Raw genomic sequence first — 13,453 nt, forward strand, 5'->3', positions numbered from 1 at the left:
ATGACTGACACCATCGCCGCCGTGTGCGCCCGTCGGGTCTGGGACTCGCGCGGGCTTCCGACCATCGAGGTCGAGGTGCGCACGAGCAGCGGCGCCCGAGGGCAGGGCATCGCACCCGCGGGAGCATCGACGGGTCGCCGGGAGGCACGGGAACTGCGCGACGGCGGCGACCGGCTCGGCGGATGCGACGTCATCCGCGCGGTCGAGCTCGCGATCTCGGTCGTCGGACCTCGGATCACAGGCATCGACGTCCACGATCAGGAGGCGGTCGACGCGATCCTCGCCCGGATGGGCCCCGAGGTCGGCGGCAACACGACGACCGCGGCGTCGCTCGCGGTGCTCCATGCCGCCGGCGCGAGCCGCGGCATCCCCGCGTGGGCGGTGCTGGATGCCGCGCCCCGCTGGATGCCCCGACCGCAGATCCAGATCATCGGGGGCGGGGCGCATGCGGCGCACCGCACGGCCGTCCAGGACTTCATGGTGCTGCCCCTCAGTCCCACGCGGATCGCGGACGCGTTCTTCGAGGTCGCCGAGGTCTATCGCGCCGTGGGCGCCGTCCTCGCCGAACGCGGCCCGCGCCGTGGCGTCGCCGACGAGGGCGGGCACTGGCCGGAGGTCACCGGCACCGAGGATGCACTGGACCTCCTGGTCGCGGGTATCGAACGTGCCGGGCTGGTTCCCGGTGTCGACATGGCGATCTCGCTCGACATCGCGGCGACGCAGTTCGCGTCCGCCGACGGCTACGGGGTCGGCGATCGCTCGTACGACACGGCCGACTGGATCGCCGAGCTCGATCGGCTCTGCCGCGCCTACCCGATCTCCACCATCGAAGACCCGGCGGGCGAGGACGACGCCCGAGGCATGCGGCGGGCGGTCGCGACCCTGGGCGACACCGCGGTCGTGGTCGGCGACGACTACCTCGTCACCGACGCGGATCGGATCGAGGCGGCTGCGCGCGACGAGGCCGTCCAGGCGGCGCTCATCAAGGTCAACCAGGTGGGGACCGTGACGGGCGCGGCGCGCGCTGTTGCGGCCGCGCGAGCGAACGACCTGTCGGTCATCGTCTCGGCGCGCTCCGGCGAGACGGAGGATGTGTCGGTCGCACATCTGGCCACCGGCTGGGGCGCCGACATCGTGAAGGTCGGCTCGATCACCCGCGGCGAGCGCACCGCGAAATGGAACGAGCTGATCCGCATCGACGAGGCCCTCGGCGGGCTGCCCCTCGCCCCTGCACCCTGACGTGGGTGATCGTCACCCGGAGGCCGGCTCCCCCTGAGGCTCGGAGGCCGGGATCAGCCCGCGCGCCTCGAGCTCGGCCCAGAGGCTCTCGGGGATGTCGGCCGCCATGCGTCGCGCGTTCTCCACGACGGCCTCGGGACGGGAGGTCCCGACCACCACGGTCGCCACCAGAGGATGGCGCAGCGGGTATCGCAGCGCCGCCGCCGGCAGCTCGACACCGAACTCGCGGCAGCAGTCGGCCAGCAGTCGTGCGCGCGCCAGTGTCGCGTCGGGCACCGCGCCATAGTCGTAGTGCGCGTCGGCGCCGGGGTCGTCGGTGGCCAGCAGGCCGGAGTTGAACACCGCCGCATCCACGATCCGCACCCCGCGCTCCGCGCACGCGGGGAAGAGGTCGACAAGGGCCGGCTGCTCGAGGAGCGTGTAACGCCCCGCGATCATGACGAGGTCGAGGTCGCCCTCCCGCACGGCGCGGGTGGCCACGGCCGGATCGTTGACGCCGACCCCGATCTGGGTGACGACGCCTTCGTCGCGCAACGCGGCGAGGGCCGGCAGCCCTTCGCGCAGGCCCCACTCGAGGTCGTACGCGTCGGGGTCGTGCAGGTAGAGGATGTCGATGCGGTCGAGCCCGAGCCTCTCGAGGGAGTCCTCGAGGCTGCGCCGGATGCCGGACGCGCTGGGATCGAACCGCCGGACGAGGTCGTCCGGCACATCGAACCCGTTCGCCAGGTCGCGCCCGCCGTCGTGGTCGGCGTTCGGGACCAGCAGGCGCCCGACCTTCGTCGAGAGGACGTACTCGTCCCGCGGCTTCTCGCGGAGGAATGCGCCGAGCCGGCGCTCGGACAGCCCCAGTCCGTAGTGGGGAGCCGTGTCGAAGTAGCGGATGCCGGCATCCCACGCCGCGTGCAGCGTCTCGGACGCGCGCTCGTCCGGGACCGCGCGGTACAGATTGCCGATCGAGGCGCCGCCGAAGCCGAGCGGGCCGATGTCGGCCGTCACGATGCCGCCGCCGATCGCCGCCACGTGTGCTCGGCGATCGAGGCTCTGAGCATCTCGGTGCCGGCGCCGGGGGCCGTGGGCGCCAGGTAGCGTCCGCCGGCGACGTGCACCGGGGTCGCGAAGTGCTCGTGCAGGTGGTCCACGTACTCGATCATGCGCTCGTCCATGCTTCCGGACACGGCGACGAAGTCGAACATCGACAGGTGCTGCACCGCCTCGCACAGGCCGACGCCGCCCGCGTGCGGACACACCGGGACGCCGAACTTCGCGGCCAGCAGCAGGTTCGCGATGTTCTCAGCGACTCCGCCCACGCGGGCCGCATCGATCTGCATGATCCCCATGCCGCCCGCCTGCAGCAGCTGCTTGAACACGATCCTGTTCTGCACGTGCTCTCCGGTCGCGACGCGGATCGGGGCGATCGCGCGTGCGATGGCGGCGTGTCCGAGGATGTCGTCCGGACTCGTCGGCTCCTCGATCCAGGCGAGGTCGAACGCGGCGAGCTCGCGGATCCGGTCGATGGCGACGGGCACGTCCCAGCGCTGGTTGGCGTCGACCGCGATCCGGATGTCGGGGCCGACCGCTGCCCGCGCGATCGCGAGCCTGCGGGCGTCGTCCGCTGGGTCGCCGCCGACCTTGAGCTTGATCTGGCCGAAGCCATCGGCGACGGCCTCCCGGCTGAGGCGCTCGAGCTTCTCGTCGGAGTAGCCCAGCCACCCCGGCGTCGTCGTGTACGCCGGGTAGCCCTCGGCGCGCAGCCTCTCGATCCGTTCGGCGCGACCGGGCTCGGCCCGCCGCAGGATCTCCAGCGCATCGTCCTCGGTCAGGGCGTCGGTGAGGTACCGGAAATCGATGAGCGAGACCAGCTCCTCGGGGCTCATCCGGGACAGGTGCAGCCACAGCGGTTCACCGGCCCGCTTCGCGCGCAGGTCCCACAGCGCGTTGAGGGCGGCTCCGATCGCCATGTGCATGATGCCCTTCTCGGGGCCGAGCCATCGCAGCTGGGAGTCGTGGATGAGACGACGCGAGATGCCTCCCATGTCACGCAGGAGGTCGTCGAGATCCTCCCCGACCAGGTAGTCGCGCAGGGCGTCGAGCGCCGCGACCTGGACCTCGGTCCCGCGGCCGATCGTGAACACGAACCCGTGGCCCTCGAGTCCGTCCGAGGAGTCGGTGCGGACGATGAGGTACGCGGCGGAGTAATCCGGATCGGGGTTCATGGCATCCGATCCGTCCAGCGTGATGGATGTCGGGAATCGGATGTCGAACGTGTCGACAGCGGTGATGATCGTCATCTCATCCTTTCCGGTTCGAGCTTAGACATCGGATGTATGTGCGTCAACGCGGATCGGATTGTGCCATTATGGGAGTCATCGCGGACCTGACGGCTTCAGAGTTCCGATGTTCTTGGATGACTTCCTCCGACGAAGGAGTGCACATGCGATTCGCGCGACTCGGTCCCCGCGGCGAGGAGATTCCTGCCGTCCTCCACGACGACACCTGGTTCGACATCCGCTCGATCACGGCCGACATCGACGGCGCGTTCCTCGCCGGCGGCGGGGTCGAACGGGTGCGTGCAGCGCTCGCCGCAGCATCCCTGCCCGAGCTTCCGGCCCCGAGTCGGTTCGGCGCTCCGATCGCGCGGCCGTCCGCCGTGTACTGCGTCGGGATGAACTACGCGGCGCACGCAGCCGAGTCCGGCTCGGCGCCTCCCGAGAACCTCGTCATGTTCATGAAGGCGCCCAACACCGTCGTCGGACCCGACGACGACGTCGAGATTCCGCCCGGCAGCCTCAAGACCGACTGGGAGGTCGAGCTCGGCATCGTAATCGCCGCGCAGACGTCCCGCCTGGCATCGCCCGCCGAAGCGCGCGACCGGATCGCGGGGTTCGTCCTCGCCAACGATCTCTCCGAGCGCGATTGGCAGCTTGCGGTGTCCGGGGGTCAATGGTCGAAGGGGAAGTCGGCGCCCGGCTTCCTGCCGCTCGGACCGTGGCTCGTCACGCCGGACGAACTGGATGCCGACGACGTCCGGCTGCAGTCGTGGGTCAACGGAGATCCGCGGCAGGACTCGCGCACAGCCGACCTCATCTTCCCGATCGACACCATCGTGTGGGAGCTGAGCCGCTATCTGACGCTCGAGCCGGGCGATGTCGTGCTCACCGGGACACCCGAGGGGGTCGCGCTGTCGGGCCGGTTCCCGTACCTCGCCGCCGGAGACGTCGTCGACCTCGAGATCGAGGGTCTCGGGCATCAGCGGCAGCGCTATGTGGCGGCGGACGTCGGAGAAGGGAACCGCTGACATGAGCACGAATCTCGACGGCCTGGTCGCGATCGTCACCGGGGGCGCCTCCGGGATCGGCGCCGCCATCGCGGCGCGACTGCGCGCGGGCGGCGCCCGCGTCGCGGTCTTCGATCTCAACCCGGACGAGGCGAAGGAGGCGGATGCCGCGATCCGGGTCGACGTCACCGACGACGCATCCGTCGTGGCCGGCGTGGCCGCGGTCGTCGCCCGGTTCGGCCGGATCGACATCGTCGTGAACAACGCAGGAATCGGTGCACAGGGTGACATCGCCGCGAACAGCGACGAGGAATGGCACCGCGTGTGGGACATCAACGTGGTCGGCATGGCACGCGTCTCGCGCGCGGCTCTGCCGCACCTGCGGAAGTCTCCGGCCGCGGCGATCTGCAACACCTCGTCGATCGCTGCGACGGCGGGCCTCCCCCAGCGCGTCCTCTACAGCGCGACGAAGGGCGCCGTGCTCTCGATGACCCAGGCGATGGCGGCCGACCATCTGCGCGAGGGGATCAGGGTCAACGCGGTCAATCCGGGCACAGCCGACACCCCGTGGATCGGGCGCCTCCTCAGCTCCGCAGACGACCCGGCGGCGGAGCGCGCGGCCCTCGAGGCTCGCCAGCCGCACGGACGACTCGTGTCCGCCGACGAGGTCGCCGAGGCCGTGGCCTACCTCGTCAGCCCGATGGCCGGCTCGACGACGGGCGCCTCGATCGCCGTCGACGGAGGGATGCAGGGGCTCCGCCTCCGCCCCGAGTAGCCGCGGTTCGACGGCGCGGGAGCCCCTCGGGCGTCACGCGGTGGCGTCGAGACGGTAGAAGCGGGTCGCAGACGCCGTCGCCACCGCATCCCACGACGCGCCGTCGGGCGTCTGCTCTCGGACGAGGTCCACCCACGCCGCGAAGCCGATATCGGGTCCCCAGATGCCGCTCACCGGCCAGTCGCTGCCGAGCATCGCACGATCCGGCCCGAACGCCGCGAGCGCTGCCCGCACGAAGGCCGGCCCGTTGCGACGGAGGGTCCTCTCGTCGGGCGCCTCGGGGATGAGGCCCGAGAGCTTCACGTACGCGCCGGGGAGCGCAGCGATGCGCTCGATCCCGGTGCGCCAGGCACGGCCCCGCGCACTGTCGATGCCGTCCGCCACGGGCGGCTTGCCGATGTGGTCGAGCACGACGCGCAGGGCGGGCACCCGCTCCAGGAGGTCGGCCAGCGCTCCGAGCTGCTCGTGCCGCACGCAGGCGTCGAACGGCAGGTCGCGCGCCGCGAGCGTCTCCAGCCCGCGTCGCAGTGCCGGCTCCTCAAAGCGTTCGACGGCCTCCCCCTGCAGGAGGTGCCGGATGCCGCGGAGGGGTCCCGCCGATCCGAGCTCGTCGAGTCGGTCGCCAAGGGCCGTGTCCCGCAGGTCTGCGGCCGCGACGACACCGGCCAGTTCCGGCCACGCCGACTCCGCGACCCAGCGCACTTCCGCGACGCTCTGCTCGGGGAGGCAGTCCGCCTGCACGAACACCATGCGCGTCGACTGCCCGTGGGCGCGATCGATGGCGACCGGCAGGTGCGGCGCCGCGGCGGCGCCGGCATCCCTCAGCCACGGATAGGTGAGCACGCGCGGATCCCACACATGCACGTGGGCGTCGACGATGCTCACGCGCCGCTCCGCTGTGCGCCCAGCGACCAGATCGGCTCGAGCGGCGCGAAAGCATCCTCGCCGTCCGGCCCGAGGAAGCCCGCGACATACCGCCCGATGACGCTTTGCCACGCCTCATTGGCCGGGTCGCTGTCGACCACACGAATCGCGGCGTCGAAGTCGTCGCAGTCGACCAGGTGGAAGAGGCGGTCGCCCGAGCGCCAGATCGACCAGTCGTGGATCCCTGCGCGCTCGAACAGCGCCACGAGATCGTCGGGGATGGCGGCATGATGCACGCGGTACTCGTCGACCGCGCCGGGACGGACCATCGAATGCAGGGCGACTCTCATGTGGTCCTCCGGTGGTCGATGCTGTCAGGGAAGGGAGGACCGGCGACGGTCTGGAGGCCGCGGCAGTCGCACATGAACAATGATCGTGTCCTAGACATCCGATGTCTGTCAAGAGCCCGGCACAACAGGATTGGCCTGGACGGCTGCACGCAGCCACTGTTCGATGCCCGCGACATGCGCCAGGGCCAAGGCGGACGCCAGCTCTGCGTCGTGCGCGCGCATGGCAGCGAGGATCGCCGCGTGCTCGGCGATCGTGCGCTCGCTGGCGCCGTGCTGGGTGATGCCGCGCCAGACACGCGCCCGGACCGTGCCGCCGGACATCGACTCGAGCAGTCGGCTCAGGTACTCGTTGCCCGAGAACTCGGCGATCGTCTGGTGGAAAGCGAGATCGTGCTCGACGAGGTCCTCGATCGAGCCTTCCGGGTCGATGGATGCGAGGACCGCGCTGAGCTTCTCGACCTCCTCCTCGCTGACCGCCCGGGTGGCGAGTGCCGTCGCCGCGGGCTCCAGGATGCGGCGGACGGCGAAGATCTCGAGCACCGAGCGGTCGGTGTGCAGGTCAACGACGAACGAGAGCGCCTCGAGCAGCAGGCGAGGCTCGAGACTCGTGACATAGGTACCGTCACCGCGACGGACATCGAGGATGCGGATCACCTCCAGCGCCTTCACCGCCTCGCGCAGCGAGTTGCGGGAGAGGCCGAGGCGCTCGCTGAGATCCTTCTCGGGCGGCAGGCGGTCCCCCGGCGCCAGCTCCCCGGAGGTGATCATCTCCCGGATCTTCAGGATCGCTTCGTCCGTGACGGCCATGGTCCCGATTGTACTGATCGACGCGAGGAATACGTCGGATGTATCGCGAGTGCCCGCGAGCGCGAAATCACGCGGAATCAGCCCGGCAGATGTGCGCTCTTCGCGACCTGAGAGGCGCTCAGAAACAAGAAGAGACCCGGATGACCGGGCCTCTTCTCAATTACTGTCTCAACACAGTGCGCGCCTGGAGGGACTCGAACCCCCAACCTTCTGATCCGTAGGCAATGGACATGAGAGGCAAGATCCGCGTGATTACGCGGAAGTTGGCCGCCCGTGCACACATGCGTGCACACATGTCGGCGACCCCGAATCCCCTGGTCTCCCCGTTCGCCACATCAAATGTCGCGCAGCTCGTTTCAGGGACGATCATCGGGCATTGCCGAGGGCGGGCTATCCGCGCACGACCTGGGCAGTCAGCAGATGGCCTTCGCGTCCCCAGTCGTTCGATCGTAGGACGACCGGCTTGCGCGCCCTGCGGGTGCGTCTGGTCCCGTGCTGCTACCGCTCGTCATTTAGAGCCTCAGCGAGGCCGTAGGCGTTGACCTCGGACAGGCGATCCACGATGTCGAGGCATCGGCTTCTCTGCTCTGAGTTGCCTTGGCGATAACACGCAAGAGGCTGACCAGGACCGGCTGAGCAACCATGCTTTGCGAGGTCCGAATGTCGCCGACGTCCTCACCTGCAAGCAAGACTGGCTTTGTCAAGCTTTCGCGGCCCCGGCCTGTCGGAGTTAGGTGGCCCCGAGCGCGATAGGCCGACGTCGGAGACGTCCACCACAACGCGATCGGTTACGGCAGCCCTATGTACCTGTGGTTCAAGGCCAATGTCGCCCGGTGCGGGTGGGTCACGCGGACTGAGCCGAGCCGGACGGCTCCGCCAGCCCCCGACCATGGCACTGGGAGTGTGTCGGCGCGAGCTGACACCAAGCACGTGCGAGCGATGCTCCGTGATGCAGTCGCCGTCTAACCCGCTTGAAGATTGACACGTAAGCAACTCCCATAGGGATGCTACATATGACTCATGGGTTATTCAAAGGAGATTGCAAAGGTTCTCTGCGCTTAGTGGACAGCTGCGGTCCGCGTTCAAACTTATGGCGAATTGATTGACATAAATTTGTCCGGCGAGTAGACCATTCCTGACGTCCGGTGGGACGTCACAGGCAGAAGTATCGAAGGGACGTTGCAACATGAAGATGCTCAGGAAACGATCGCTTGTCGCATTGACCGCTGCTTTGTCGGCGGTCTTCCTCGCAACGGTCATGGCCGTCCCCGCGCAAGCGAGCACAACAGCGACCTCGGACACGTTTGTGTCGACGACAACTACTGCGACGGCGGACATGAAGATCGACTGCTCGACCATCACCGCGGAGGGCATCAAGTACGCCAAGAAGAACAACCTGAACATCTGCGGCGTGCTCTCGAAGGGCAAGTCCAACACGTCTGTCACGCCGTACAACACTGTGTACGACACGTGCGGATCGGCTTCGATCTCCATGTCCAGCAGCGGCTACGGGAACGCCCACATCTGGTGGCACCTTCACTCCACGACCGGGTGGATCCTGCAGTACAACCTCACCGTCCACTATCAGGGCACCGCGGCGGCCGGTAATGTCGGGTTCAGCGGCGTGCCCGTGAACATTGACGCGGGGGATTACACGAACCCTCACACCGGTTCGGGCTATGCGAGCGCATTCCTTAGTGGAACCGCCGAGACGGTTCTGTACGACTGCTACATCGAGAACCCGACAACCGGCGCTACGATCTAAATCCGCCCCGTTTCGAGTGCATAAGGGAGACTATTCAGGTGACAAGCGAGAGCACAGGATCCGCCCCCATCCGGGGCGTCCGTTTGCCCGAAGCTGAAGTAGAAAGACGCAGGGCTCGCGGCGCTGAAATGTGGGCGCAGAAGCTGTTTCCGCCGCTCTACCGTGTCTCCACCATGGACCCCGAGACAGTACTGCACGGCAGCTTCGGTTCCTCACCGGTGAGGACAATCTACGTCTTTGCCGGTGAGGACGGAGTACTGCATCGACCGCGCCTCGAGGTCCATACATTCGTCGATCGCAACGACAACAGCAGCAGCGCCGGCGACGTCGACTCAGAGGCGCCGATCCTATGGATGATGAACTTCAACAGCGCGTTCCCGGAGACAACGCGCGAACCCGTGCCGGTACTCGTCTCCGGAACGCAGCTGGATGCGGAACTGCTGGCAAGAGAGCCCGAGGGGTGGATGGTGTCCGTCGAGACGCCCGATGCCATACTCGTGATCAGCGGTCCAGGCGAACTGCCTGCCCCGCTCGCGATCGAACCCCTCGACATGGAGGCGTTGAAGCGCTCGGAGTTCCGCAACTCGGGCATCAGCATCGTCTAGACCATAGGTAGCGATCTGCGGGAACGGCTCAAAGCCGACACTACTGCTCCGTGAAAAGCACCAGCGCTCCGGCAAAATTCTGGCCGCTGCGCTGGCCCTGTCTCCGACGGGGTGCAGCGCAGCTCCAGGCTGAAATACGTGGGAAGCAACGACGTTGGCGTCGGCATCAGGAACGTCCCTGAGTGCGCCGGCGGTCCTCGGTGACATCCCCCTCACCGGGGACTACCGTGCGGTGGCTCCCTGCTGGGTGTGGGCGAGCCGGTACGAGTCGGTGCCGGTCTCGATGATGGTGCCGTGGAAGGTGAGCCGGTCGACTATCGCCGCGCAAAGGCGGGGGTCGGTGAACGTCTTGGTCCATCCAGAGAAGGCCTTTGGAGCCGATCGCGATCGACGCCTTCTCTTCGCGTTCGGTGAGCACCTGGAATAGCAGTTCGGCGCCTCTTCGGTCGAGTTCCATGTAGCCGAGTTCGTCGATGATGAGCAGGTCGACGCGTCCGTATCGGGCGATAGTGCGAGCGAGCTGCTTGTCGTCGGCGGCTTCGGCGAGTTCGTTTACGAGCCGTGTGGCGAGGGTGTAGCGGACGCGGAAGCCCTGTTCGGCGGCCGCGGTGCCGAACCCGATGAGCAGGTGTGACTTCCCGGTGCCGGAGTCTCCGATCAGGCACAAGGGCTCACCTCGCCGAATCCAGTCGCCTTGGGCGAGCGTGTGGATGGTGGCGGGGTTGACGGTCGGGTTCGCGTCGTAGTCGAAGTCCGCCAGCCACTTCTGCCTCGGGAAGCCAGCGTTCGCGACGCGGCGGATGGTGGAGCGGCGATCCCGGTCATCGACCTCGGACAGCAGCAGTTCGGCGAGAAACCCAAGGTAGGACAGCTGGTCCCGCTCCGCGGACTTCGCTGCCTCGTCGAGGACAGCGCGCACGGTGGGCAGCCGCAGCCGGCGGCATGCTTGATCGACCGCGGCCGCCGCGGCTTCCTCAGTCATCCCGCGGCGACGGCGCAGGGCGGTGGTCACGATTGTCGTGGTCGGCGTCATGCTCCGCTCACTTCCTCACTCGTGGGGACGGCCGCTTGCTTGGCGCTCCGCTTGGTCAACAGCTCGTCGTACCCGGCAACGGACGGCAGTGGCCGGGTGTCGTTGGGGAGCCCGGCGATCACCGCCGCCGGGTCTGCCAGCCGCCGCTGCGTGAGCGACACCACCTTCGGCAGCTCCTCGACCACGGCGAACGAGGTGTCGCTATCCTCGAGGGCGATGGCGGCAGCGCGGCGGGCCTCGATCGCCACCACGTCTGCGAGCACTGACCCGACGGTGAGTGCGGCCCTAATCCCGGCGAGCACCGCCCGGTCCGGAAGCGTCCGGTGCAGCAGGAGCACGTCGATCAGCTCCCGGGTGCCCGAGGCGTCGCCATTGACTTTGCGGGACTCGGCCCAGAACGCCTCGTGCTCGGTCGTGAACGCGCAAGCCGTGCGGGCTGAGGCGAGTACGGAGGAGCCGGCGAGAGCGCCGGGCTTGAACTTCAGGACCTCGAGGTAGTGGTCCAGTTCGACGGATTGCCCGTATCGGACGGTGACGCGTTCGTGACGGGCGACCTGGGCGCGCCCGTCGAAGACGACCAGCTCGGAGGCCCGCAGCGACACCCGCAACCGGCGGCCGATGAACCTAACAGGCACCGAGTACTTCGCCTGCCGAACCGTCAGCAGCCCCGACCGATCCACCATCGGATACAACTCCAGGCCTGGGTCGAAACGTGCCCGCGGCAGCGACCGCAGCGCGTCCCGGTCGATCAGGTAGTCGTGGGCGACGGTGGTAATCTTCTGCCCGATCCGGCGGTTCTCGTCCCGAAGGTCCCAATCGCGGATGCGCGCGTTCAGCTCCGCGAGCGAGTCCACCACGGGCATGGGCGAGAGCCACGTGCGCCGGAACCGGCCGACCTCGCCCTCGATACCGCCCTTCTCGTGCGCGCCGTCGACGCCGGGTTCGCAGTAGAACGCGTCGAACCCGTAGTGCGAGCGAAATAACGCCCACCGCGCGGTCTCGACGCGTGCCCGCCCGGAGAGGACCGTGGAGACGGCGGGTGACAGATTGTCGTACTTGATCTGCCCGGTGGGCACGCCGCCAGTCTCTTCGAACGCGTCGATATGCCCTTCCAAGAACGCCTCCAGCGCCTGGGTTGGATACACGCGATGCACCGCCCGCCCGGAGTGGGAGAGCCGGTATGCAAACATGAAGCACTTCGTCTTCACTCCGGCCAGGATCACCCATACCTCGCCGAAATCGACCTCTGCCTCCGCGCCGGGTAGGTGCAGCTGCGGCACCATCGCCTTCGCGATCGGCACGATTCCCAGGATCTCCGGACGGCGAACGCGCACGTAGTCCCGCACTGTCGGGTAGCCGACCTGCGCGGCGTGCTCATCGAGTAGCCGGTGCCAGATCCGGGTTGCGGTCTGACGTTGCTTGCGCGGCGCGTCAATGTCCTGCTGCAGCATCCCGTCGATCAGATCGCGCACCGCATCAAGCTTCGGCGCCGCCTGCTGCCGGGGCTTCCTCCCCGGCGGCTTTGCGGATTCGAGCGCCTGCCGCACCGTTCTGCGGTGCACGCCATGCCTACGCGCGAGCTCCCGGATCGAGAGCCCCTCGATCCTCGCATCACGCCGAATCCGCGCGAACAACTCCACCCTGACCAACCCCATCCCGACCCCTCCCGTCGTCTCGAACAGCGACGAGACCAGGCTCAGTTGGGGCCAAATAGCTCCGACACATTCACCCCGGCGAGTCGCAAGTGGGGCCACCCAACACCGACATCATGGAGCCATCCAACGCTGACACAGCCACAAGACCGCTCTCCTCACAAACCTGTAAAGCTAGCTCGAGATCGACCAGGTCCAGCGATTCGAACTCGTGCATCATTTCGCGCGTTGACAACGACACGCTCGCCGACCAACCACTCGACGAAGGAAGAGGCGCCGCCCGGGATCAACCCGGACGGCGCCTCGCCATGCCCTCTTGACAGAGCACCACTACATATCAGATCTTCGTCAGCAGGTCATCGATCATGCGTCGGGCGCGCATACTGTGCTGTCCCGTCAGGCTGTGGAAAGCGTCCTGCAGCTCCTCGACGATGTCGAACGTCGGGTCCGTGAGCCAGAGGTCGTTGAGGCCCCCCCATATCGCGAGAATCTGCCGAGCGGCCACTTCCGGGACGATATCCGGATGCGCTTCTCCTGCGGCCTGTCGATCCCTCACAAGCGCCGTGAGCGCGTTCAGGGCCCGCTCGTTTCGCGCACGCATGAACTGGTGAGCCGGATGATCGGAATCCGTCGCGGCTGAAGCCACGTAGCTCATGAGCCTCACGAGATGGACATTGGACTCTTCCACACGCGCGAGACTACGTGCCAAGACATCGAGCGCGTCCGCGCCGTCCTCCAACGGGTGATCCTGGGACCAGCTGTCGTCGGTGGCTACCTCAGCCGCGCCCACGAGGAGGTGCTCCCGCGTCGGGAAGTGATAGAGCATCGCTCGCTCGCTGATGCCGGCACGCTTCGCGACTTCCGCGGTGGTCAGGGCGCGATGGCCCCTCTCGAGGACGATCGCATGCGCCGCCCTGCGGATGTCTTCACGCCGAGCCTGCGTTTTCGCGTAAGGCCCCCGGGGGCCGGTGGAGGCTGCCTCGCTCATGGCTTCATGTTAGCGCCAAAAACTCAGTGGCGGGCATAGTTCGTGCGAGAACAGTCATTTGCATCGATTCACCTAACTACTTGACAAGGCCCAAAAGTGTA

Annotated in this window: 12 protein-coding genes and 1 pseudogene; 5 read left to right on the forward strand and 8 right to left on the reverse strand. The window is 67.7% G+C overall.

Annotated features, from left to right (window positions below; genetic code table 11):
* Positions 1–1,239 carry a phosphopyruvate hydratase gene (gene eno, locus SM116_RS16530; RefSeq protein ID WP_320942062.1) on the forward strand — a complete coding sequence of 413 codons (1,239 nt, stop codon included), beginning with the start codon at positions 1–3 and terminating at the stop codon, positions 1,237–1,239.
* Positions 1,240–1,251: 12 nt separating this feature from the next.
* On the opposite strand, the gene SM116_RS16535 is transcribed toward eno, so the two are convergent.
* Together SM116_RS16535 and SM116_RS16540 are read right to left on the reverse strand one after the other, a co-directional pair.
* On the reverse strand, positions 1,252–2,259 hold the full coding sequence (locus tag SM116_RS16535; RefSeq protein WP_320942063.1) for an aldo/keto reductase: 1,008 nt from the start codon (positions 2,257–2,259) through the stop codon (positions 1,252–1,254).
* Positions 2,232–3,527: an enolase C-terminal domain-like protein gene (locus SM116_RS16540; protein WP_320942064.1), complete on the reverse strand. Its 1,296-nt coding sequence runs from the start codon at positions 3,525–3,527 to the stop codon at positions 2,232–2,234. Before SM116_RS16540 ends, SM116_RS16535 begins: the two co-directional genes overlap by 28 nt.
* Positions 3,528–3,670: 143 nt before the next feature.
* Between SM116_RS16540 and SM116_RS16545 the strand changes: the two genes are divergently transcribed.
* Positions 3,671–4,534: a fumarylacetoacetate hydrolase family protein gene (locus tag SM116_RS16545; protein ID WP_320942065.1), complete on the forward strand. Its 864-nt coding sequence runs from the start codon at positions 3,671–3,673 to the stop codon at positions 4,532–4,534.
* A gap of 1 nt (position 4,535) precedes the next feature.
* Positions 4,536–5,288, forward strand: coding sequence for an SDR family NAD(P)-dependent oxidoreductase (locus tag SM116_RS16550; protein WP_320942066.1), 753 nt, complete (start codon positions 4,536–4,538; stop codon positions 5,286–5,288).
* Positions 5,289–5,321: 33 nt separating this feature from the next.
* Here the strand turns inward: SM116_RS16550 and SM116_RS16555 are convergent, their stop codons facing one another.
* The 3 genes from SM116_RS16555 to SM116_RS16565 all read right to left on the reverse strand — a co-directional run bounded on the left by SM116_RS16555 (position 5,322) and on the right by SM116_RS16565 (position 7,309).
* Positions 5,322–6,173: an amidohydrolase family protein gene (locus tag SM116_RS16555; protein WP_320942067.1), complete on the reverse strand. Its 852-nt coding sequence runs from the start codon at positions 6,171–6,173 to the stop codon at positions 5,322–5,324.
* On the reverse strand, positions 6,170–6,502 hold the full coding sequence (locus tag SM116_RS16560; RefSeq protein ID WP_320942068.1) for an L-rhamnose mutarotase: 333 nt from the start codon (positions 6,500–6,502) through the stop codon (positions 6,170–6,172). Before SM116_RS16560 ends, SM116_RS16555 begins: the two co-directional genes overlap by 4 nt.
* Before the next feature lie 108 nt (positions 6,503–6,610).
* Positions 6,611–7,309, reverse strand: coding sequence for a FadR/GntR family transcriptional regulator (locus tag SM116_RS16565; RefSeq protein WP_320942069.1), 699 nt, complete (start codon positions 7,307–7,309; stop codon positions 6,611–6,613).
* 1,336 nt (positions 7,310–8,645) lie between these two features.
* Between SM116_RS16565 and SM116_RS16570 the strand changes: the two genes are divergently transcribed.
* Together SM116_RS16570 and SM116_RS16575 are read left to right on the forward strand one after the other, a co-directional pair.
* Entirely contained in the window at positions 8,646–9,074 is a 429-nt protein-coding gene (locus tag SM116_RS16570; RefSeq protein WP_320942070.1) for a hypothetical protein, read from the forward strand.
* A 173-nt stretch (positions 9,075–9,247) separates the two neighbouring features.
* Positions 9,248–9,679, forward strand: coding sequence for a hypothetical protein (locus SM116_RS16575; protein ID WP_320942071.1), 432 nt, complete (start codon positions 9,248–9,250; stop codon positions 9,677–9,679).
* 222 nt (positions 9,680–9,901) lie between these two features.
* Here SM116_RS16575 and istB read toward each other — a convergent pair.
* From istB to SM116_RS16590, 3 genes and pseudogenes are all read right to left on the reverse strand, one after another.
* A pseudogene (gene istB, locus SM116_RS16580) lies at positions 9,902–10,712 on the reverse strand (IS21-like element helper ATPase IstB).
* A complete protein-coding gene (istA, locus tag SM116_RS16585; RefSeq protein WP_320942072.1) occupies positions 10,709–12,367 on the reverse strand; it encodes an IS21 family transposase in 1,659 nt (552 codons plus the stop codon). Before istA ends, istB begins: the two are co-directional and overlap by 4 nt.
* A gap of 334 nt (positions 12,368–12,701) precedes the next feature.
* On the reverse strand, positions 12,702–13,352 hold the full coding sequence (locus SM116_RS16590) for a TetR/AcrR family transcriptional regulator (RefSeq protein WP_320942073.1): 651 nt from the start codon (positions 13,350–13,352) through the stop codon (positions 12,702–12,704).
* Positions 13,353–13,453: the final 101 nt, after the last annotated feature.

The organism is Microbacterium rhizosphaerae, from assembly GCF_034120055.1.
Lineage (GTDB): Bacteria > Actinomycetota > Actinomycetes > Actinomycetales > Microbacteriaceae > Microbacterium > Microbacterium rhizosphaerae.

What these genes read in the sequence shown, in the direction of transcription:
- SM116_RS16560 (WP_320942068.1), bottom strand. Translation starts at nt 6,502, where the DNA reads ATGAGAGTCGCCCTGCATTCGATGGTCCGTCCCGGCGCGGTCGACGAG.
- SM116_RS16590 (WP_320942073.1), bottom strand. Translation starts at nt 13,352, where the DNA reads ATGAGCGAGGCAGCCTCCACCGGCCCCCGGGGGCCTTACGCGAAAACG.
- SM116_RS16545 (WP_320942065.1), top strand. Translation starts at nt 3,671, where the DNA reads ATGCGATTCGCGCGACTCGGTCCCCGCGGCGAGGAGATTCCTGCCGTC.
- SM116_RS16550 (WP_320942066.1), top strand. Translation starts at nt 4,536, where the DNA reads ATGAGCACGAATCTCGACGGCCTGGTCGCGATCGTCACCGGGGGCGCC.
- SM116_RS16540 (WP_320942064.1), bottom strand. Translation starts at nt 3,527, where the DNA reads ATGACGATCATCACCGCTGTCGACACGTTCGACATCCGATTCCCGACA.
- eno (WP_320942062.1), top strand. Translation starts at nt 1, where the DNA reads ATGACTGACACCATCGCCGCCGTGTGCGCCCGTCGGGTCTGGGACTCG.
- SM116_RS16570 (WP_320942070.1), top strand. Translation starts at nt 8,646, where the DNA reads ATGAAGATCGACTGCTCGACCATCACCGCGGAGGGCATCAAGTACGCC.
- SM116_RS16565 (WP_320942069.1), bottom strand. Translation starts at nt 7,309, where the DNA reads ATGGCCGTCACGGACGAAGCGATCCTGAAGATCCGGGAGATGATCACC.
- istA (WP_320942072.1), bottom strand. Translation starts at nt 12,367, where the DNA reads ATGGGGTTGGTCAGGGTGGAGTTGTTCGCGCGGATTCGGCGTGATGCG.
- SM116_RS16575 (WP_320942071.1), top strand. Translation starts at nt 9,248, where the DNA reads ATGGACCCCGAGACAGTACTGCACGGCAGCTTCGGTTCCTCACCGGTG.